Below are 21,603 nucleotides of genomic sequence, written 5' to 3'. Positions count from 1 at the left end.
AACTGCATTGATAAACATTCTATGGGGGTATGCAGGGCTCGTCACTCAGAAAACATATTTTTATAGGAGGAAATGAGAAATGGAAAAAAAGAGGAACAATCTACTCAAGAGAGTTGCAGCAGGCGCACTCTCTGTTCTCACTGTAGCGGCTTATACACTGCCTGCTGATGTTGTCGGTAAATTCTCGGGAAATATCGGAATTGTGGCTCAGGCGGCGGGAGCGACTATCTCCGTAGATGATATTCATGAGGGCGATATCCTTACCGCAGGAACGACGATATCATTTGCGGGCTACGATGGTTTTGGATTTGAGTTTTGTGACGGAGATTCTTCAATTTGGGGTAATGATGAGGAATTTACGCTGGCAAGTGATTGCTTTGTAAGATATGTTGAGTCGGATACGGAAATTGATGAGGAAACACACGAAGAATATAAATCTATATACGTATCATTCTATGCAATTCGCGAGGCGAATACATTTGTTGAAAATAACGGTGTTTATACCAGCAACAATCAGGAAATGGGATATACGATAGCTTATTATTCGTTTGTGTCTGACAGTGCACAGACTATGAACTGGAATGTGGATAGCGAAGTAAACTGGGATTATCTGTATGTGTATGTCAACGATGTGCGGAAGGTCGAAGCAAGCGGCAGCAATGTGAGCGGCAGCTTAGAGCTTGCGGCAGGCGATAATGTACGTGTAATATATCAAAAAGATGGCAGTGGGGATAGTGGCTCTGACTGCGCGTCATTCAGCTTCACCGGGGATGTACAGGGGTATATAAATAACGGCGACGGAACACACAGCATTGCAGGCGATGAGGCAAAAGAGGCTCATCATTTCACAGAAGGATATGTTGTTACACCTGTTGCTTCCACATCGGGCTATACTTTTACGGAGTCTGGTGCTTTCCCCGGCTCATGGAAAAATAATAACAGCCGTCTGGAAAACGACTCAAGAGACAACTCTACTGCCAAGAAATCATGGAACGTAACTGTTCCCGAGGGACAGAAGCTTTATATCTACTATCTTATTTCCTCTGAGAGCGGTTGTGACTATATTGATATCTATGATTACAACGATCTGATACTTTCGGGAGCAAGCGGAGAAACAGAAGGCTTTATTGAATTAGCGGCAGGAGAACACAGCATTACTGCCGAATACAAAAAAGACGGCAGCGATGCAAGGGGCATGGATTCTGCTTATATCAGATTCGTTCCCGAGTGTACTGAGTGCGGCGCAAATGACAGCACAATGAAGTCACTGCTGACCTTTGATGAAGGTATATATACGGATATCGCTGTTACAGGAACAGACACATCAAAGGTACAGTCAGCTACATATGGCGTTAATTCCATGTACTGGTGTCAGAATACAGCTACAATATATTCAAATGTCAGACTGTATGCTGATGAAGAAAGAGCTACCCTGCAAGAGGAAGAGGGCTATTTCACATACGGCGGCAATCAGTACTTCTTTAAGTATACTCTTACTGTAATCGATCCCTCAGTGGGCAAGAATATAGTTATATGGAATAATGGAATAGACGAAGATTACTCGGAATTCATCGATATAGATAATGATAACTGGCGTTACGATGAAGAATACAATATGTATTTTACTACATATGACGGCAAGATCCCCGATTTAAGCGAGTTTACCATAACTCCTTCAAGCTCTATCGACAATGAAGATGAGATCAAAAGGGTACAGGCTATCCTCGATTCGCCTGATACTGTAAAGAAGCTTATCTGGAATTCTCCCGGTGTATACTGCGGAGCTCCTTGTGAGGGAATGGTAGTTATCTATAATCCCGAGATAGGCGTAAAGGCTAAACACGTTGAGGTCAATTTTGAAAAACGTAAGGTAACTGTAACTCCTGCGGCAGGTCAGTCAAAGGTATACGGCGAAAACAAACTTCCCGAGATAGAGTACGATATCGAGCAGGAGAACGGCGACAGAGGTATTCTTGCTACAGACATTGACAAGAATTTTACTCCTAAATTCTACGCATGGGACAGCGACCGTCAGATCTCGGCAAGTTACAGCAATGCCAACGTCGGCGAGTATTATTATGAAATAGATAATGACTTTGATGATGACGGCGATGATCTGGAGAACGTAAGCGCAAACTATGAGTTCGAGCTTCCTGAGAACTGCCCGACATTTGCGGTAGTTCCAAAGGATATCTCAGGCTACACACTTTATGTCGGAAAACGTAATTACAGTGACAATGCCTATAATCAGGCAGGCAATTATTATGAGCGTAATCCCGAAGTGCAGTTTAACGGCGATTTCGTTGATATAACAACAGATCTGGAAGGCGTTGATTTCCTCGATAACGGCAAGAGAATCAGCCTTGACCGCGATTATATCGAGTACGGCGGAGATGTCAAGAAACATTCTGTAGGAGATTATACACTCCACGCATGGGGCAAGGGCAACTATACAGGTCATATTTCAGCTAACTGGTCTATCGTCAGGGAATCAGGCGATATCATACAGTATAATGGCAGCAAGACTTATGACGGTAAGGATATCTCCGATATGTTTGAGATCCATGACCCGAATAACGAGTATGAAGTAAGATATTCAAACGGAAATGAGTACATTAATGAGCTGTCTCCCGATGTGGGAACATACTATGTTGAAACATGGAAGGGTGACGTGCTTAAGGACAGTAAGTCGTTCAGCATCTATACAAAGCACCTCCGTTCATCTGACATAGAGTTCGACTTCGGCGATAGTACAACTATTATGACCAGCGCTGACGAGTGGCTCGAATTCCCTGTTGAGCAGATCAGCATTTTCGATAAGACTGCCAATAAGAAGCTTGAGCTCGGTGAAGAGAGCGGCGATTCTGCTAAGGATTACTATGTAATGCCTGTCAAGACAAAGGCTCCCGGCGTTTATAAGATCGAGATCGTCGGCAAGGGCAACTACAAGGGCTATATCACCACTGACTGGACGGTCAAGTCTTTGACAGACGACGCTGTAACACTGGAAGATGCAGTCCTTAAGGACGGAACAAAGGCAAGATTTGTATTAACACCACAGATCCCCGAGGGCTATAACGTTAAGGCTTATGGTATCATCTATGATAAGACAGGTGCTGTGACTAATGCTGAAACTGCCAAGAGCGGTCTTGTACTCGGCGGTAACTATGTTACAAAGACCTGCACAAAGACAGACGGAACAGCATATGCACTTAACGTAACACCGATCGATGACAATACTATCTGGGCAGTCGGCTACATGACAGTTGAAAATGACGGTCAGGAGATGACTGTTTACACAGAGCCCAAGTCTGCAAAGGTAAGCGAGCTCGCATCTGCTACTATCAGCGAGAATATCAATGTTGATCTTGCAGATGCAGTTCTTCAGAGCGGAACAAAGGCAAGATTTGTACTGACTCCTCAGATCGCTGACGGATATACTATCGACGCTTACGGTATCATCTATGATAAGACAGGCGCTGTAAACAATGCTGAAGCTGCCAAGAACGGTCTCGTACTGGGCGGAAACTATGTAACAAAGACCTGCACAAAGACAGACGGAACAGCATATGCACTTAACGTAACACCAATTGATGACAATACTATCTGGGCAGTCGGTTACATAACCGTTTCATACAACGGCGTTACAAAGACTATCTATACCGAGCCTAAATCTGCAAAGGTAAGTGAATTGCAGGGAGCTGTCAACTGATAAGTTTATAATTATGCTGTCCTATCGGCAATACGGGGATATAATTATTTTGCTTGATGAATTGGAGGTGTTTTTATGAGCAAGTATGTAGAGGCAGAACTTCAGATAGTTGCATTTGATGCAGAGGATGTTATCACAGTATCTCCTATAATAGTAGAAGATGAGGGCTAATCCTTTGTTATTTTAGAATCGGCTGGCTGAAGAAGCACCGCATCCTTTACAGGTGCGGTGCTTTTTGCTTTTATTGTATGATAACTTTATAATACATATCACAGTTCGCGGATAATACCGCTTTTTACACTAATATCCGAAACAAGACTGCTATTTTATTTGAACTCGGGGGATATGTACTTTATTCAGAGACAGGGGTTCCGAAAAATGAGTCTAAGGAGAGAAAAAATGGATAACAGCAGTGTAATGAAGAAGATAGCAGCTGCTGCTTTATGTGTCGGTACAGTATTCGGCAGTTCATGCAGCTTGAGGACCGATGCAGCAGCTATCAGGTATGAGTACGGTGTTTTTCTCGGAGCAGAGCCCGAGGATATCCCCGATATGGAAAGCTATAAAAAGATAGTCGTTGACGCTCAGTCCTTCTCGGATATTCAGATAAGCAGGCTGAAGGAGTCGGGACACATCGTTTACAGCTATATCAATATCGGCTCTGTTGAGGAGTATCGTTCCTATTTTGATACGTACAGCAAATATACTCTCGGTGTGTATGAGAACTGGGAGGATGAACGATGGGTGGATGTTTCTCAGAAGGAGTGGCAGGATTTTATCGTGAAAAAGCTCGCAAAGGAAATACTTGACAAGGGCGTTGACGGACTTTTTGTTGATAACTGCGATGTGTACTATAATTTCAATAATGACAGGATTTATGACGGAGTTACAGAAATACTCAAGGGCTTGAAGAGGTACGGCACCTATGTTATCATAAACGGCGGCGATACCTATGTTCAGGAATACGCCGGGAGGAACGGCGATCTGAGCGCTGTTATGGACGCTGAAAATCAGGAATCCGTATTCAGTGCCATTAACTGGGACGATAATTCCTTTACGGAAAATACAGCTTCGGACAGAAAGTATTTTCAGGATTACTGCAAGCTTGTCAGTGACCTCGGTATGGACGTTTACCTGCTTGAATACACGAAAAACAGCAGTACTATTGAAGCTGTAAAGGAGTATTGCGCCGAGAACGGCTATACATACTATGCTTCGTCTTCTCTTGAGCTTAAAGCTCCGGGACAGGAGAAGGGCTCGCAGCTACTTAGGGAAACGCGGACTGCGGCAGGCGACGCCAATCTTGATAATGCTGTGGATATGTCCGATGCCGTGCTTATAATGCAGGCTCTTGCAAATCCGAACAAGTACGGCAGCGGCGGAAGCGATAAGAGCCATATCACAGAGCAGGGAAGAGTCAACGGAGATGTTGACGGCGTAAGCGGACTTACCGTATATGACGCTCTTACGATACAAAGGTATCTGCTCAGGCTCGTGGAAACGCTCCCGCTGAAATAAAAATTAAAGTCATAGCAATTCTGATAATCAGTCGGAATTACTATGACTTTTTTTGTTTTGGAATATCGGGCGGATAATATCCGCTCCTGCAAAACGGGACGCAGGGGACGTCGTCCCCTGCAAGGTCTTTATAAGCCGGATATCATAAGCAGAATCCTGTAGCGCAGCTTGCTGTTTTTTACAAGTCCGCGAAGAGCAGCGTTCATTTTTTCTGCTGACAGCAGGTCGGCTTCTGTTATCTGTCTGTCGGAATACAGGGCGGTTTCGTATACAGGGATAAAGCCGAGATTGTCCTTGATGTCCTGCCTGTCAGACTTCATTACCCTGTCTGAAAATTCGGACAGGGTCTCGTCAGCCTCCATTGGGAAGCCGAGATAGCTGAGAAAGCGCAGACTGCGCTGTGTGAGATATCTGATCTTGTCATGGCTGCTCATTCGTTTATACTTGTTTTTTGCAGCCGAACGGCTTATGACGCAGAGCAGAATTAGGAAAGTTATTACCGATAGTGAGGGGATAATAAAAATAAGGGGATCTATCTTTGAATTCCTGCTTTCGGGCTTTTCGGACAGTTCGGGAGCTTCTTCGGCTTTTGAGTACAGCTCCGAATACGGATCATGAGAGTTGAATACATAAGAGCTGTTATTTACGGTATCCCAGCCCGCAGAAACGCTGTACCCGGGGGTGGGCTCAAAGGCTGTCCAGCCTGCATTGTCAAAGTATACCTCGGGCCATGCGTGAGCGTCGTTTTGTGTGACGATAATATCATCACCGCTTCCCTTATGTACGTAATATCCCTGAACATATCGGCAGGGTATACCCAGCTCGTGTGCCATAAGCGTAAAAGCAGTTGCAAAATGCTTGCAGTATCCTTTCCGCGAGGTGAAAAGGAAGTAGTCAAGATAGCTTTCCGCGTCGGAAACATTGTCGGGTAAAGGGCCGCAGTCCGTGGAATACTCCATACTCCGCAGATATGCTTCGAGCATTTTCGCGGCTTCGTATCTGCTTGACGAACTGCTCCTTATCTTGTTCAGAAGTTCTGCGGTCTTTCCCGAAATTCCGTAAGAGCGGCAGTATTCGGAATAGACTTCGCTGCGGTATTCCTGATAGTCCACATATGAATATCCGCTTTTTCCGAAGACATTTTCTGACTTTATAGCCTGATCCCATTCCTCTTTGCTGATAGGCTCGGCATTATTGAGCAGTTCTTCAAGATTTGGATTATCATAATTCAGCACATAGCATGAGACATTATAGCTCTCCTTATAGCCGAACCGCTTCTCAGAAATAATACTGCCGTTTTTCTCGTTCAGTCCGTCATTTCTTTCTTTTGTGAATCCCATTCTTATCTTTGCAGGTGAAAAGATGTACCTTGTGTTGTAGAAGAGGGTCTCGCATTCCATATTCGCTCCCTGAAGAAGATCGGATCGGGAAGATGAGCCGAATTTCCTGACAGCACAGCAGGTCTCAAGTGTATCGATCATTCGTGAACAGCTTTCGCTTTCCGTATCAAAGGCCCATTCCTGCCCTCTGAATTCGCCGCTTATGCAGCCGATAAGCCTGAGATCTGTAATATTATTATTATCTGATGAAATGCGAAGTACTTCATCGTCGTTCTCACCGAGCCCCGACAGAAAACCGCCTTTGTCGGAAAAGCCTGCCTGTCCGTAATCATCGGAGGGATGAGTTATATATCCGTATATCCTGCTGATGCATGAAGCCGCAGCGCTGTATATGTTCTTTGCGAATTTCCAGTCATAGGGCTTATCAGGTAAAGGCATAATGCAGACTGCAAGACACATTGCGAGCAAAAAGGGCGAGATCCTTGTTATGTGCTCCCTGATATCGGGGCAGCCGTTTTTTTCCCATTTCCTCTGCACTTCCTCTGCAAGTCTGACAAGAAGTACAAAGCATACGAGGGCAAATACTTCCTTGCTTATTTTCTGCCCGAGTATGGTTCCCGTGATGCAGTACACAAGGAGGGCGGCGGCAGCAGCTCTCCTTATCCATATATTCTTATCCATGACGATGCCGAACACAAAGGCTGCGGCTGATAAGCCGAGAAGATTTATGACCCAGAAGTATTCCGTTATGAATAACTGTCTGTATTCCCTGCCTGCCGCAAGAAGAAGTCCTGCGATAAAGACAGAAACGATACCTATGCTGCGAAGTCTGTTCTGTTTCTTTGTATTACGCAGGAGTATCATACCAGACGAAAAGATCAGACAAAGGGCATAGCTCAGAAGGCTGCCTTCGGGGATACCTGCGTATCTGCCGAAAAGCATCACCGTCAGCAGAGAGCATGGCAGGATATTTATAAGGTCGTACAGTGTACTCATTCGCCCAGCTCCTTTGTTAACTCGCCGCAGGGTGAGATATTGATAAGATCGCAGCTCTTGTGTCCCGAAAGATCGGGGATATCCTTTTCGCTGTCACTGACGAAGCATATCACTGTATGCAGATCGTTTGCTTCCAGCTCTTTCAGCAGCTTCTCGGTCTCCTGATCCCATAATGACAGTATCAGGAATACCATTGAGCTGTCGAATATGTCTCTTCTCCTCATCGCTGACTCATAAAGGGAACGGTGAGTGTTCATGCTGCTGAAGCTGATCTCCGAGATGTTGTTGTAAAATTCCTCGAATTTCCATGTGCTTTCCACCATAAGGCGCACTATGTCCTGCTGAAGATGATACTCTGCGGCGCATATATTATTCCTGCTGAAATAATACGAGAGCGCCAGCGTTAGCTCCAGTATCCTGTTTTCTGCGGGGAGGAATTCCGACTGCTCGGTGCTGTACCTGAAGGTATCGGTGATTATGGCTATCTCCTGATGATTTGAACCTGTCAGGTTTCTTGTCATAAGGCTTCCCGTTCTTGCCGACTGGCTCCAGTTTATGAACCTTCTGTCGTCTCCGGGAACATATTCGCGGCTCGTTATATCAAGCTCGGACATAGTGCGCTGTGACTCCCTTACTGCGTCTGACAGCTCTATGCCGCCGAGGGAGTCTATTTTCAGCAGCTGAGGCTTTACAACAGCGTGTATGAATTCCTTGTTCCTGTACTTTATCCTGAACAGGCGAAAATAGTCCTGTATCTCGATGGCCTTTATGCCTATCTCGTATTCTCCTCTGTATTTGCAGACAAGGCGGGTCTCCTTCTCTATTCTTGAATTGGGCCTGAGCTCGTATTCCGTTGCGTCGTCAAGATCGGTGATGGAAGAGAATGACGAGAAAAATCTTACTCTTATGCCCACGAACTGGAGAGGAAATTCGTTTACCAGCGCAAAACGGTAATGAACGGGTTCGTTCACGGAAACGAAGCGCTGTTCAAGTTCCTGATAGATATGGAAAAGCGAATATACTCCCAGCAGATACAGAACAGATATCAGCGGGACAAGGGTGAGAACTGCGAAAAATCCGTATGTCACAGCGCCGCCCTTAAGGCTTATCCCGACAATGGAAATTATCCACAGGCAAAACCATATAATTCTGTTTCTTTTCATAAAAAGTCCTCTGAATAGTTGTGTTTCGTAACGGATGTGGCATCAGAGCGGTATCTTTGTCTTATGGATGAGCTTTCTGATTATTTCGTCTTTGTTTTCCTTTGCGATCTTTGCTTCCGAGGTAAGACTGAGCCTGTGACGGAGAATGTTCGGAGCTGCAGCCTTGACATCGTCGGGCTTTACATAATCGCGTCCCTCGAGGAAGGCTTTTGCCTGAGAGGCTTTTACAAGTGCAAGGACTGCTCTCGGACTTGCGCCGAGGACAAAGCGTTTTTCTTCTCTTGTCATTTCTGCTATGTCCCTTGCATAGCCTATGACCTCGTCCTTTATGGTGACCTTTGCCACCTGCTCTCTGATCTTTAGGACGTCCTCCGAGGTAATGACGCTTTCGACGGTATCTATGGTCTTTCCGTCAAGCATATTCTTCGTCATTCTGATCTCTTCGGCTTCATCGGGATAATCAAGATCTATCTTCATCATGAATCTGTCTATCTGAGCCTCGGGAAGGGGATATGTTCCCATAAATTCCACCGGGTTCTGTGTTGCGATGACCATGAAGGGCTGAGGGAGCTTGTGCTTTACGCCGCTTACTGTAGTCTGTCCCTCTGCCATGGCTTCAAGGAGGCTTGCCTGAGTTTTGGGGGAAGTACGGTTTATTTCATCGGCAAGGACTATCTGATGCATTATCGCGCCCTCACGATACTCGAATTCGCCTGTCTTCATGTTGAATATCTCTGTTCCCATTACATCGGTGGGCAGAGTATCGGGAGTGAACTGTATCCTTCCGAAGTCACATTCAACAGATCTTGCAAGTGTGGAAGCAAGGGTGGTCTTTCCGACTCCCGGGATACCCTCCAAGAGGACATGACCTCCCGAAAAGAGGCAGATAAGCAGATTTTCGATTATTTCTTCTTTTCCCACGAAGTATTCGCTTATGTGTGCTTTCAGTTTCTTTATCATTTACAGTTCCTCCTTTTAAACGCTGCCGAAGTTATTCTTTGAATGTTTATACATCTTTCATACATGACGAACTTTTTTAACGATCACTGTCTATATCAGAATTATACCATATGAAGGCGGAAAAAGTCAATGGAAACAGCTGAAAAAGCAGGCGTTTTCGGTTCGCGCGGAAAGCTGTCGGGGAGAAAAAACTTGAAAATTTTTTAAAACTGTGAGAGAAATGTGATTCTCATACGTCTAATAAATAAACAGTATTTTGTTGTGATATTTATTTTTTTGTATTATATTGCACTTTTAAGAGAAATGTATTATACTGATGTTAAGAGAAGGCTTGCGGGAAAAGAGTTGATACTATGGATTACACTATAAGCATAACGAATAAATGCAATCTGAGATGCAGCTATTGCTACGAAAGGCATCTCAATACCGTGTATGGCTCTATAAACAATGAAATGCGTGTCAGGATAGCGGATTTTATAAAAAGCCGCGGTGATGCGGGGACAGTTTATCTCTTCGGCGGCGAACCGCTGCTCTATAAGGATACGGTAAAGTATTACTGCGAAAACCTTGAAGCAAAGGAGTTCGTAATAACTACGAACGGAACGCTGCTCGACGAGGAGTTTATAAAGTGGTGCGCGGACAGAAAGGTTATCATAAATATGTCCCACGACGGCAGGGAATGTACCGACCGCGGTGCGGACACGGCAGTCCTTGACGCAAATCTTAAGCTGCTGCTGAAATATCAGCCCGAGACCCTTGTGCAGCTCGTTTATACGGCTCAGACGCTCCCGAAGCTCTATGATAATATCATGTATCTGAAAGCTCTCGGCGTGAAAAAGGTATCTGCGGCAATGGACGCCTTCCTTGTAACGGACGATCCCGACGGCTTCGGTGACGAGCTTAGGGAGCAATGGCGGAGGATCGCTGATATCCCCGGGCTTTTCGTGTATGAGCTCGCCGCGAAAAAGAAGACTATCAGGGAAAACAAATCAAGTCTCTGCGAGATATGCAGAAAAAAGATATTCATAAACTGGGACGGCAGCTTCTATCCGTGCGTTCAGTTCCAGAATATACCCGAATACCGCTGCGGAGACGTTTCGGTGGGGATCGAAGCCGAAAAAGCAAGGAAAGCTCATCCAGATTATTCAATGGTCTCGGAGAGATGCAGCGGCTGCGAGATAGCAAAATATTGCAGGAATTCATGCGCCTGCCGAAAAATGGCTACAACAGGCACGGTAAGGGATATTTCGGAAGCCGCCTGCATGGAAGAACAGGTACATATCCTGACTGCGCTTGAAATAATATCAAAGGAAAACGGAGGTAAGAAAAATGAGAAAGTTCACTAAAGAGATAGCTTCGCTTTTAGCGACCGTTACTGTCGGCGTTTCGGTTGGTTCGGCTCCTGCTGCTTCGGAAGAGCTTATGAAACTCTCGGGACAGGCAACGGATCCCGACAGCATAATTGATATGTCAGATGAGCTCGTCAGCACCGCAGGTGTAATCGTTGCTCCCGACAGTATGACAGAGCCCGTAACAACTGCTCTGACGACTCTTGAAAGCGGTACAACGGAAACTACCACAACGACGACTATGCCGTCGATCACGGGTACTATGGTCACTTCTGCCGAGACCACGACAACTACTATACCGCCGCTTGCAGGTGTTATGGAAATGCTCGATACGACAACGACTACGACTACAACCATGCCGTATTTTGTCGGCACTTCCATGCCGACAAGTATTGAAACTACCACGACCACTTCCGAGCTGCCGCCGCTTGTTGGGGATATTGCTCCTGCAAAGGGCGATACGAACTGTGACGGACAGCTCGATATGGCTGACGCCGTGCTTATAATGCAGTCCCTTGCAAATCCTAACAAGTACGGCATAAACGGCACAGCTGACACTCGCATTACAGTACAGGGCAAGGAAAATGCGGATATGGACGGCAACGGCCTGACTGTCGGTGATGCTCAGATCATACAGAGGAAGCTGCTCGGACTGCCCGAAACAGACTGCGATACAAGTGAATGTAAAAAGAAAATGACGATAGCAGATGTGAAGGAGCTTGCAAAAAAAGGCTCTGACATCACATGGGCTGATCTTGAAGAGTATGACCTCAAAAGCTTTACGGATTACAATAAGGGGAATAACAGAAAAATAGAAATAGACGACGGTGACGGCTATTCATTGGTCGTAACAGGTATATATCCCGAAAGCATCTCTCATATCGGGCTTTACCGCGGAAAAGACAAGACTGATTTTGTCAGAGCTGAGGGTATCTCCATAGTATATGAGGATATTGACAAATATATAAGCGAGTCGGAAGAGATAAACGCTGTAATGGCTGAGATCGGTTCGCTGAGTTCGGAGAACATAAAAGAGGCAAAGCTTCAGCCTATGAACAATGATCCGTATATCACTCTCAGCGAGGAGCAGATAAATGAAGCTGCAGCTCTGCTGCGCGGTATAGATCTTTATAAAAAAGACGATTCCTATCTTGCTTTGAGTTTCAATTCATGTACTTACAGTATTTTGCTTGATAACGGGAAGCAGCTTGATGTGGAAGTGATCGGTTCATATTTCATTTTAAACGGCGTCGGTTACAGTACTTCTTCCTTTGAATGCGGAGAACTAACGCGCTTTGCGGGAAGAGTAAAGAAACAGAATTCACCCCAGCAGATCAAATGGCAGAAGGATGAAGTATACCCTCTTGAAAAAGAGGAGAGCATAGCGGTTGATGCTTTCCCTGGCATGGTATTCACATGGACCGAGTCTTACGACAACAAGCTGGATCTGACAGAAAACAAAATATCCTTTATAAAAACTGATAACGAGAAAGCAGGTTCGGTCACGTTTATCATTGATGAGAAAATGTCCTCAGCTTATTTGGCTGACATAAACGGTGACGGATTCCCCGAGATATGTGCGGTGCTGAAAAACGGCAAGGATAATTTATACCTATCCGTTTATGATGTACATAACGATAAGCTGTATAAGCTTTATGACAGCGACGAGCAGTACTGGCTGAGCTCTGAGGACGGAAAATTGGTCGTAAACAGACAATCCGTTTTAAGTGCATGGGGACCGGGAACGCATCCTGACGCGGTCGGCAGGTTGGCTTTGAACGACGGCGTGCTTGTTATGAAAGAGGAAGAGATATAAACATAAAAACAGTCACAGGGCAATATGCCCTGTGACTGTTTTTTGCTATTATCTGTTTGGAAATAATGATCGGGAATACAGTATTGTCAGAACCACATCTCTTCCATGTCAACGGCGTCCTGTTCGTTTACACAGCCGTCTCCGTTGTAATCTGCCTGATAAACGCCCTCGGGAGCAAGAGCGCTTTTTCCTGCGACAAAGCTCTTTAAAGCCAGCAGGTCGTTCTCGTTGAAAACGCGGTCTCCGTTAACATCGGAATAGATGATGCTCTGATTATAGTAATTATCGTTCTTTGTCCGCTCTCTGTAATAGTGAGCAAATATATCTATGCCTACGTAATCATTCAGAAATTTCTTGAATTTATCCTTTGATGTGCCATATTCGGGGTGGTTCGTGCTAAGGAAATAAAGCACATTTATGAACCTCAGTGTATCTCTTGTGCTGAAGCATATGGAATTACTGCCCCAGCCGCCGTATGTATACTTGCCTGATTCTGAAATGAACTGTATCGCGCCGTTCAGTGCTTCACTGCTGATGCCGCTGTCTGCACCGTGAGTTATCTTTTCAAGCACGTTCCAGCCTTCCCTGAAGCTGTTTGCGTACTTGTCATAGATGTATAACTGGTTGAAAAGTCCGTTAGAACCGTATACGTCGGCACTGTTTTTCATTGCGTGCTTATAGCTGCCGAGATCAATGCCGTTTATGCCGATATTGATGTTCCTGAGCTCGGAGCAGTTCTGGATAGCGGTGATACCGCGTACATTTACAAGTCCCTCGTCGCCTGTGGTATTGAACTGTTCGTAGCTTTTGTTATTGCCGTTGAGGTGACTGTATGCGTGAGAGATCTCATGCATGATGCCCCAGTCAAACAGACCGTTCATTACCTGCTCTAATATAAAACCACTGGTATCGGGCTGGAATTTGATAAGTACGCCGACAGACTGTCCCGACTCGTTTACGACATAATCACAGCACGACGTGGGCTGCTGAACGGAAGGATCGTCAAAGCTTATATAGATATCCTCGTACTTTATATCGGTTATGGCTGAAAGACTGGAGGTATATCGCCCCAGATTTCTGAGCCAGTTATTGTATTTTGAGTCGCTGAAGCCCGAATTCTTTTTCAGATCCATATGGAGCTTCTGTCCCTTGTTATCGGTGACTGTGGAATAAATACAGCCTACATTGTCAGCGCTTACGGTGCAGTTTGATATCGTTAGTTCATGATCCTTTAGTTTGCTGTCAAAATTAAGAGCAACAAAGGAATTCCCGTAATATGATATGAAGCTTGCTTTTACAGTATAAAAGACGGTCTGCGGCGTGGACTTTTTAGTGTCCTTTTCCGCTGTGCAGGAATATATATTATTTCCCGAAGGCGTACTGAGCGTAACGAGCTCAACGATCTTTTCGGCTGTGTCTGTTATGCTGCTGTTCGTGACTCTGAGGGTAATGCTCAGGGTCTGCTTATCAAGGGCGTAGGTCGAGAAATTATAACTAAGGCAATACTTTGTTTTTCCTGCTGCACATTTGTAGGTGCGGGCTCTCTTGTCATACTCCCAGCTGTCTCCCGTTTCAAGCTCTATGGACTTATCAGCTTCGCGGGATATCTGATCGGTATGTATACTGATCTCGGAATCGGAAACAGATATTTCCGAAGCGGATTCTGCTCTATGCGGCGCAGCATAGGCAATGACAGGATTTAATGAAGTGAGTCCGAGAGATGACGGGATAAGTACGGCTGCCGATAAAGCACCGGCTATAAATCTTTTCGTGTTCATGGTATTCCTCCGTTTGATTGTTTTTCGATCAGCTCACAAATCATACAGTGCTGATTTGATGATAAATAGGTCTTTGTTATCTGGTGTTATGAATGTCCGGCGATGTGTATGTAGTTTTATTGAACACGCCCCCCTTCGTGATAATATCACAGATACGCGCAGAACAGCGCGTTCAGAGCTGAAGCTCAGTCTCTGAGCGGATATATTTACACCTCCCCCTGAAATATATCCGTCTAATAATATTATACGAAATAGTGCGTTAAATAACGAAGTAAAAAGTGCAGAATGATCGTGTGGTTTGAAAATATTGGCAAATAATAACAAAACAGTGCAAAATTATATAACATTTTGCACAGCCGTATATCGGCAGTGACAAATGCCTGTGCGGTTGATCTGAAAGGAATATCAGCAGACCGTAATAAAAATATCTCCCTTCTGACTACGCTTATCGCAGAAGCTTTTATGCTATCAGTTATTTGATACAAACATATTATAACACAGATCAAAGGCATTTACAAGACCTCGCAAAGATGTTATAATAGACGCAGAAATTCATCAGCGGAGGATAAAAATGAAAACAGTTATCGCAATAGATTCATTCAAAGGCAGTCTTTCTTCTTTGGAAGCGGGCAGAGCCGCAGCAGAAGGCATACACAGAGTATTCACGGACGCTGAGACAATAATACGCCCTGTTGCGGACGGCGGTGAGGGTACGGTCGAGGCTCTTGTTACGGGACTGAACGGGCAGTTCCGTGAAGCTGAGGTGACCGATCCTGTGGGCAGGCGCATCAGGGCGGTATACGGTATACTGAAAAATAAGACCGCCGTCATCGAAATGTCGGCGGCTTCGGGTATTGCTCTCCTCTCGGAGAATGAACGTGATCCGATGCTCACCACTACCTATGGTACGGGTGAGCTTATACTTGACGCTATCCGTCACGGCTGCCGCGATTTTATCATCGGTATCGGCGGAAGCGCGACTAATGACGGCGGCATCGGCTGTTTGCAGGCACTTGGCTTCGGTATGCTCGGCAGGAACGGCGAGCAGGTGGGATACGGTGCAAAGGGACTGTCTCAGCTTGCGGAAATAACTGATACCGATACTGTGCCTGAACTTAAAGAGTGCAGATTTCATGTTGCCTGCGACGTTACCAATCCTCTTTGCGGCGATAAGGGGTGCAGTGCGGTATTTGCGCCGCAGAAGGGCGCAGATGCCGAAATGATAAAGCGTATGGACGGGTATCTCCGCAGCTATGCCGAACTGACACGGTGTTTCTGTCCTGCGGCTTCCTGCGATGCGGCAGGTGCAGGCGCTGCGGGAGGTCTCGGCTTTGCGCTGATGTATTACCTCAATGCGGAGCTTGAATCGGGCGTTGAACTGATAATGCGCGAGACAAAGCTTGAAGAGGAAATCAAAAGCGCTGATATAATGATAACGGGGGAGGGCTGCCTTGACAGCCAGACTGCTATGGGAAAGGCTCCCATAGGTATTGCGGGAACTGCAAAGAAATACGGTAAGCCCGTTATAGCGTTCAGCGGCGCTGTAAGAAACGGAGCTGATGTCTGCAACCGTCAGGGGATAGATGCGTTCTTTCCCATACTGAGACAGGTCGTGACTCTCGATAAGGCTATGGACAAGAGCTGCGCTTACAGCAATCTTGCCGATACGGCTGAACAGGTATTCAGGCTGATAAGATCATTCTCACGGTGAGATGACAGCAGTAACTCGATTGACGTTTCATGTTTTCGGAGCAGTATCCCGTGAAGGTCGGAGGTCTCTGCTGCTGTTATCCGAGCATTACATCCTGCCGAAAAGCATGGGGTCATGATGCTGTTCCATAAGATCGTTCCATAAAAGGTGATTTCCTTCAAGTATGAACTCAGCAGATGCGTCTGTGGATTTTACTGTCTCCGTAGGCTCGGTATTTCCTTCCTCGAATTCAATAAGGTACCTTTTTCCGCTGTCTTTGCAGCCGCCGAAGTGGTCGTATCCGACAAAAATGCGGTACCCGAATTGCTGTTTATGACCTCTGATCTGCTGCATGATGCGAATGAACACAGAATTGCTGACAGTGTAATGATAATTGCTGTTTTTTTCATGATGATTTCTCCTTTGGGTTTTGTAGTAGGTCTTGTTTTAAAAGGCCTTTTATAATATAACAATCGAAGCGGAGAAACAAAGTGTCATATTTTTCGGGAATTTTTTTGAAAAAGCTGCGAAACTGCCCCGCTCTGTACTGCACGTACAAAGCGGGGCAGGCTGTCTTTATGATGCGGTAAATGCAAATCAATCCGATTCCTCGGGTCCTATGCTGCGGAACGTACCGAAATAGCGCAGATAGAATTCCCTTTTCTCAACGTGTGATACGTTGCAGTTTTCGCCGTAGTAGCGCTCGTATATCTGTAGCATCTCATCAAAACACTTGCTGAACCTGTCCTGTATGAACAGGCTGATGCTCTTTTCTTTTTTGTCCCTTTCTTTAAGATATTCGGTCTTGATATTCGGATACTTGTTCCATATTTTTACAAGCTCGATGTATACGTGTTCGGATCTGATATCAAACATTTTTCATTCTCCTTTTTAATAGCATTAAGTCTTTCGGCGTACAGAAATATATGCATAATAAAACAGAGTGAGATTGCTTTAGATTCATTTTGTGATCGTGTTCACGGATTCAGGAGTAATGCGGGGAGCTTTTCACGTAAGCTTTTGCAGAGCAGTATCTGTCTGCTTTGCCGCCTGCACTGAAATAAGCGGGAGCATTGTTTGCGGGCAGGTCTTTAAAGTCTGTAATGGGCGAAGCGGGTGTTCGCACAGTGTTTGCGGCTGTGACAGATAATGCCTTTTTGATGTCCATGAAAAATTCCTCCTTTTTAATGTGCGGCCTAACGGCAGTTATTGAGTACACATTAATTATAGCACTATCTTTCCGTGATAATGTGAATTTTTTATTATAAACAGCTGTAAATGACGGAAATAGTCGTTTTCTACAAAAACACTTACTGCCCTTGATGCATAACGCCTAATGATACTTTATGTATCAAAAACGAACAGGTGAATATCATGAGCTGAGATGTGATATTTTTTTCGGTACGCTTCAAATTTGGCAGGTTTATGACAGGAAACCGCAATATTATACTTGATTTTCTTGAACAAATGATGTATAATTTGTATAATATTACGGCGGCCTATATGGCTGTCAGGGAGGGATTTTTTTATGAATAAGTGCACAAAAAGCTTTTTATCCGCTGTTGTTTCTGCGGCATTGTGTATTTCGGGAATACCGCTTCAGAAAGCAAATGCCGATATCATTATCGACCATAACTGCAGCGGTATCGACAAGGGCTATTACTTTGAGATGGTCAATAACGACAAGGACAGTCAGCCCGATTTTGCATTGGAGCCCGGAGGATGCTTTAACTGCAGATGGGATAATGAAGAGGACTTTTCAGCTTCAAGAGGTCTGAAGTTCGATTATCCCGTAATGTACACATCCCTTGGAGACTTCAGCTACAAGTACTGGAAAAGGATAGATACAAAAGGCTACACCGATAAGGAAAAGGGCTATGTAAGGCTGGGAATAAGACTTCATAATACTCAGGGCGACGTTATCGACATCCTTGAGATCGACGATTCCGCAGACGGAAGGAGCATCATTGAAAAGGATGGTAAGTACAGCAAGATCGGCAGTGTTGATTCGGAAGAAACATTCAATGATACTGAATTCGGCGTCAGAGTCAAAGGCGAGTCAAAAGGTGTTTCCTATACGATCTATTCAAAGGATAATGATGATAATAACGGAAGGACTGTCATCTGCCGCAGGAATGAGCCGCTTTCTATCAATAACGATACAGAGGATCAGAGAAGGATAAGTATATCGGATAAGCTTGAAGCGATATCCGATGCAGGGATCTATATCGGTGAGCTGACCGATGTGGGCATATTCCTTGAGAGCGCCTATTCCAAGGGTGAAGCCATTGTATATACGTATGATATAGATATCGAAGCAAACCCTGCGATAGCACCCGATCAGTACGAGGACGAAGATGATACCTTAACAGTTACCAATTACGATTACGGTGTACGCACGGGTTATTATTACGGCGTCAACAGCAGATATGACAACTCTCATATGGAGGTCATACCCAATGCATTGTTCAAGGCTGAATGGGACGCAAGAGAAAACAAATACAATAACGATCCCACTTTCGAGCGCGGAAAGCAGTACGATCCGTATCAGTCCTACAAGGCTGTGGCGGGCTCGTCCATAGAGTATACCATGGATTTTGATGTTGAGGGCTCATTTGCGGTAAGCACACTGGCAAAGCTTGACGCCATTGAGCTGCCAAAATACTACGTTTATACCGAAATGTATATCGTGGATGCGTGCAGCAAGGGCTGGAAGCCCTCTGAATATGTTGAAAATATAGGAGAATTCAGTGCCGAGGGCGTGGATTACGATGTTTACGATGCTTCATACAGTCTGATCGGAACAGGCAAGGGACAGGTGAAGCAGAGATATTACTTCGTAAGAAAGGACGCAGAGGAAAACGGCTCAGCGGGAACTGTCAATGTAATGCATGACCTCAAGTCCTATATGAACTATGTGCATGATCTCGGCGTTGTGCTCGGACGCCCCGATGTTCTTGTTGCTCAGGTAAACGGCGGTGTCTCAAAGGGCAGCGCAGAGCTGAAAATGCTCTATGTGTCCTTGCCGTTTTGGATTGCAGACGATGGCGAGTATGAAAAAGAAACAAGAAGAGTAGACCTCGGAGGCATTAACAGATCTGTTTACGTGAATGGTCTGAAATATGATATCAGCAGCGACACTATGACAATGAAGGGCTATGCGGGTGAGAAAATAAACTATGCATGGGCGCAGTATCAGGCGCCTGCATACTCGTCGTATGATATCGAGCGTTCACGCAGCTTCAGGATCGGAATGACAAATATCTGTAGGGATGACGATTCCATCGGCTGTAATATTGATGAAGGTCTCAGAGTTGACTATAATATAGATATGGGCGATATTGCTTCAGTGAAGAAAGATCCGAAATGGGTGCTCGGAGGATTTGTAGAATGCCTGAATCCAAAAGGTCTTTCGGGTGAGGCAGGTTCTGACGAGTATTACGGCTGTGATATACTTATCGCGGATAAATGGGACGGAGAGCTCACATCAGAATTTGTATACGGAGCATTCCGTGATCCCGAGGAGCTCGGCGTTATCGAGTCAAAAGGCGTTAAATACGATGTTATTGCGTATTATCCCGAGGTCGCAAAGGACAACTTATCCTTTGTGATCGTCAAGCGTCAGAAACAGCTCGAAGCTGTTGATGCCGAGGATGTTCCCGACGGCTTTACACGTTATGCAGGCAGCTTTGACGCGGCAGACATCATCAGAAAGCTTGGCGGACTGGGAGTAGAAACATATGAGATATATGACGTATATTTCTCGCTGGATGTTCTTCGCAATGAAGGCGCGGCAGTTGTGAATTCGGTAAGCGCCAAGAGAGTCAAGAACCTTATCCCTGCTTATACTGATGATGATATCAGTAAGCTGTCAGACTTCCTTCTCGGCAAAAAGGCGGATATCAAGGCGGGTACTGATTATGATGTCAACGGCGACGGCAAGTGGGATATATATGATCTCGGTCTGATGAGAAAGCTGATTGCAGAAGGAAAAGCTACAGGCTATATTGAGCCTGATGAAAAGACAGGATTCGGATATCCGATGTATGTCTATGATGAACTGAAATTATATGCAGGTCCCGATGAAAGCTATGAATGCGTCGCTACTGTACCTAAGAATACAGAGCTTTACGAATACGGCTATGATCTCGACAATAACGATTGGGTATTTACGGAATATAAAGGCAGTTACGGCTGGGCAAAAATAACAGATTCGCTTCACTTCAGCGATCAGTTCGGCAAGCCTGTTATCTACCTTTATCCCGAACAGGAGACCGATGTCCATGTTGAGCTTGAACTCACGGGAACAGAGCTGGCAACAACTTATCCGAAGTATAACAACGGCTGGGACGTAACAGCTTATCCCGACGGCTCGCTTCTCAACAAAGCAGACGGTACTCACCATAAATACCTCTTCTGGGACAGCGTGAACGCAAGCACGGTATTTGACTTCTCAAAGGGCTTCTGCGTTGCGGGCTGCGATACCGAAAGCTTCCTCAAGGAAAAACTCACCTACATGGGACTCAGCGAAGAAGAAATGAATGAATTCATAGTATACTGGCTGCCTAAAATGGAATATAACGAGTATAACCTTATTTCCTTCCAGGGTGATATCTATACAAATGCGGCAAAGCTGGATATCACTCCGAAGCCAGACAGTATGCTTCGTATATTCATGACTTATATACCGCTTGAAGATGCAGTGGATATTGAACCTCAGCGGCTTGAGACCTTTGAGAGAAAGGGCTTTACCGTGGTTGAATGGGGCGGCAGCGAAGTAAATGCGAAAGTATCATAAAATATAAGTTTATAAAATCAAAACAGTCGTAAGAGAATAATTCTTACGACTGTTTTTTATGCTATAATGATTATGCTTCAGCTGTTCGTTCAGGAATAAAATCTGCTGCCCGATTCTATCATCTTTCTGAGCTTTTTCGCAATAAGGTTTTCCATAGTTCCTTCCTGATTTGCAGAGGGATTTGTTACAACGACCGCATATACGGTATTGACTCCGACGGTATCCATGATCTCAAAGGGGCCGTGCTTTGAGCCTGTTGACAGCTTCCATGTTTTATCTATATCACTGAAAGATGCGACCTCTCCTGCCCAAAGCTTGAGCGCTGAAAGAAGGAAGGGGATGAGCAGCGAATTAAGTATATAGCCTTTCTGTTCCTTGCGGATAACAGAAGGGATCATATTTATCCTGTTGGCAAATGCGGCTGCTTTCTGAACTGTATCTTCGGAAGTATCGCTGTGCCCCATTATCTCAGCTATATTCGCT

At 45.2% G+C, this 21,603-nt stretch carries 14 protein-coding genes; 6 read left to right on the top strand and 8 right to left on the bottom strand.

The features are described 5' to 3' along the window. Positions 1-79 precede the first annotated feature (79 nt). Entirely contained in the window at positions 80-3,712 is a 3,633-nt protein-coding gene (locus tag Q0R37_RS06885) for a hypothetical protein (protein ID WP_294752757.1), read from the top strand. A 399-nt stretch (positions 3,713-4,111) separates the two neighbouring features. Beyond that, entirely contained in the window at positions 4,112-5,230 is a 1,119-nt protein-coding gene (locus Q0R37_RS06880) for an endo alpha-1,4 polygalactosaminidase (RefSeq protein ID WP_294752755.1), read from the top strand. A 128-nt stretch (positions 5,231-5,358) separates the two neighbouring features. Here Q0R37_RS06880 and Q0R37_RS06875 read toward each other — a convergent pair whose 3' ends face one another. The 3 genes from Q0R37_RS06875 to Q0R37_RS06865 are packed head-to-tail and all read right to left on the bottom strand — an operon-like array spanning position 5,359 to position 9,689. Further along, on the bottom strand, positions 5,359-7,566 hold the full coding sequence (locus tag Q0R37_RS06875) for a transglutaminase-like domain-containing protein (protein ID WP_294752752.1): 2,208 nt from the start codon (positions 7,564-7,566) through the stop codon (positions 5,359-5,361). Further along, on the bottom strand, positions 7,563-8,729 hold the full coding sequence (locus tag Q0R37_RS06870) for a DUF58 domain-containing protein (RefSeq protein ID WP_294752750.1): 1,167 nt from the start codon (positions 8,727-8,729) through the stop codon (positions 7,563-7,565). The genes Q0R37_RS06875 and Q0R37_RS06870 overlap by 4 nt, the downstream gene beginning before the upstream one ends. A gap of 42 nt (positions 8,730-8,771) precedes the next feature. Further along, complete coding sequence (locus tag Q0R37_RS06865) at positions 8,772-9,689, bottom strand: MoxR family ATPase (protein ID WP_294752748.1); 918 nt, start codon at positions 9,687-9,689, stop codon at positions 8,772-8,774. Positions 9,690-10,042: 353 nt separating this feature from the next. Here Q0R37_RS06865 and Q0R37_RS06860 point away from each other — a divergent pair, with 353 nt between their 5' ends. Both Q0R37_RS06860 and Q0R37_RS06855 read left to right on the top strand, forming a co-directional pair. After that, the gene (locus tag Q0R37_RS06860) at positions 10,043-11,035 is read left to right on the top strand and encodes a radical SAM protein (protein WP_294752746.1); all 993 of its coding nucleotides are present in this window, start codon (positions 10,043-10,045) and stop codon (positions 11,033-11,035) included. Continuing rightward, positions 11,019-12,854 carry a dockerin type I repeat-containing protein gene (locus Q0R37_RS06855; protein ID WP_294752745.1) on the top strand — a complete coding sequence of 612 codons (1,836 nt, stop codon included), beginning with the start codon at positions 11,019-11,021 and terminating at the stop codon, positions 12,852-12,854. Before Q0R37_RS06860 ends, Q0R37_RS06855 begins: the two co-directional genes overlap by 17 nt. 86 nt (positions 12,855-12,940) lie before the next feature. Here the strand turns inward: Q0R37_RS06855 and Q0R37_RS06850 are convergent, their stop codons facing one another. Continuing rightward, the gene (locus tag Q0R37_RS06850) at positions 12,941-14,632 is read right to left on the bottom strand and encodes a dockerin type I repeat-containing protein (RefSeq protein ID WP_294752743.1); all 1,692 of its coding nucleotides are present in this window, start codon (positions 14,630-14,632) and stop codon (positions 12,941-12,943) included. Between the two features lie 571 nt (positions 14,633-15,203). Between Q0R37_RS06850 and Q0R37_RS06845 the strand changes: the two genes are divergently transcribed. Beyond that, entirely contained in the window at positions 15,204-16,343 is a 1,140-nt protein-coding gene (locus Q0R37_RS06845) for a glycerate kinase (protein WP_294752741.1), read from the top strand. Positions 16,344-16,430: 87 nt separating this feature from the next. On the opposite strand, the gene Q0R37_RS06840 is transcribed toward Q0R37_RS06845, so the two are convergent. From Q0R37_RS06840 to Q0R37_RS06830, 3 genes are all read right to left on the bottom strand, one after another. Continuing rightward, positions 16,431-16,676, bottom strand: a complete 246-nt coding sequence (locus Q0R37_RS06840) for a hypothetical protein (RefSeq protein ID WP_294752740.1) — start codon at positions 16,674-16,676, stop codon at positions 16,431-16,433. A gap of 243 nt (positions 16,677-16,919) precedes the next feature. Beyond that, the gene (locus Q0R37_RS06835; RefSeq protein ID WP_294752738.1) at positions 16,920-17,198 is read right to left on the bottom strand and encodes a hypothetical protein; all 279 of its coding nucleotides are present in this window, start codon (positions 17,196-17,198) and stop codon (positions 16,920-16,922) included. 109 nt (positions 17,199-17,307) lie between these two features. Then, positions 17,308-17,490 (bottom strand): hypothetical protein, encoded by a 183-nt coding sequence (locus Q0R37_RS06830; RefSeq protein ID WP_294752736.1) that lies wholly within the window; start codon positions 17,488-17,490, stop codon positions 17,308-17,310. Between the two features lie 360 nt (positions 17,491-17,850). Between Q0R37_RS06830 and Q0R37_RS06825 the strand changes: the two genes are divergently transcribed. Next, positions 17,851-21,120, top strand: a complete 3,270-nt coding sequence (locus Q0R37_RS06825; protein WP_294752734.1) for a glycoside hydrolase family 11 protein — start codon at positions 17,851-17,853, stop codon at positions 21,118-21,120. Between the two features lie 89 nt (positions 21,121-21,209). On the opposite strand, the gene Q0R37_RS06820 is transcribed toward Q0R37_RS06825, so the two are convergent. Continuing rightward, positions 21,210-21,603: 3-hydroxyacyl-CoA dehydrogenase family protein (locus tag Q0R37_RS06820; protein ID WP_294752732.1), on the bottom strand; the 394-nt coding region annotated here is incomplete at its 5' end.

The sequence above is a fragment of the uncultured Ruminococcus sp. genome, from assembly GCF_946415235.1.
GTDB lineage: Bacteria > Bacillota > Clostridia > Oscillospirales > Ruminococcaceae > Ruminococcus.
Note: the sequence above shows the minus strand (reverse complement) of the source record. Positions and strands in the feature narration are given on the sequence as shown.

Excerpts from the sequence above, each read along its gene's own strand:
- Q0R37_RS06850 (WP_294752743.1), bottom strand. The coding sequence starts at position 14,632 with ATGAACACGAAAAGATTTATAGCCGGTGCTTTATCGGCAGCCGTACTT.
- Q0R37_RS06855 (WP_294752745.1), top strand. The coding sequence starts at position 11,019 with ATGAGAAAGTTCACTAAAGAGATAGCTTCGCTTTTAGCGACCGTTACT.
- Q0R37_RS06825 (WP_294752734.1), top strand. The coding sequence starts at position 17,851 with ATGAATAAGTGCACAAAAAGCTTTTTATCCGCTGTTGTTTCTGCGGCA.
- Q0R37_RS06885 (WP_294752757.1), top strand. The coding sequence starts at position 80 with ATGGAAAAAAAGAGGAACAATCTACTCAAGAGAGTTGCAGCAGGCGCA.
- Q0R37_RS06830 (WP_294752736.1), bottom strand. The coding sequence starts at position 17,490 with ATGGACATCAAAAAGGCATTATCTGTCACAGCCGCAAACACTGTGCGA.
- Q0R37_RS06865 (WP_294752748.1), bottom strand. The coding sequence starts at position 9,689 with ATGATAAAGAAACTGAAAGCACACATAAGCGAATACTTCGTGGGAAAA.
- Q0R37_RS06845 (WP_294752741.1), top strand. The coding sequence starts at position 15,204 with ATGAAAACAGTTATCGCAATAGATTCATTCAAAGGCAGTCTTTCTTCT.
- Q0R37_RS06860 (WP_294752746.1), top strand. The coding sequence starts at position 10,043 with ATGGATTACACTATAAGCATAACGAATAAATGCAATCTGAGATGCAGC.
- Q0R37_RS06875 (WP_294752752.1), bottom strand. The coding sequence starts at position 7,566 with ATGAGTACACTGTACGACCTTATAAATATCCTGCCATGCTCTCTGCTG.
- Q0R37_RS06840 (WP_294752740.1), bottom strand. The coding sequence starts at position 16,676 with ATGCAGCAGATCAGAGGTCATAAACAGCAATTCGGGTACCGCATTTTT.
- Q0R37_RS06880 (WP_294752755.1), top strand. The coding sequence starts at position 4,112 with ATGGATAACAGCAGTGTAATGAAGAAGATAGCAGCTGCTGCTTTATGT.
- Q0R37_RS06835 (WP_294752738.1), bottom strand. The coding sequence starts at position 17,198 with ATGTTTGATATCAGATCCGAACACGTATACATCGAGCTTGTAAAAATA.
- Q0R37_RS06870 (WP_294752750.1), bottom strand. The coding sequence starts at position 8,729 with ATGAAAAGAAACAGAATTATATGGTTTTGCCTGTGGATAATTTCCATT.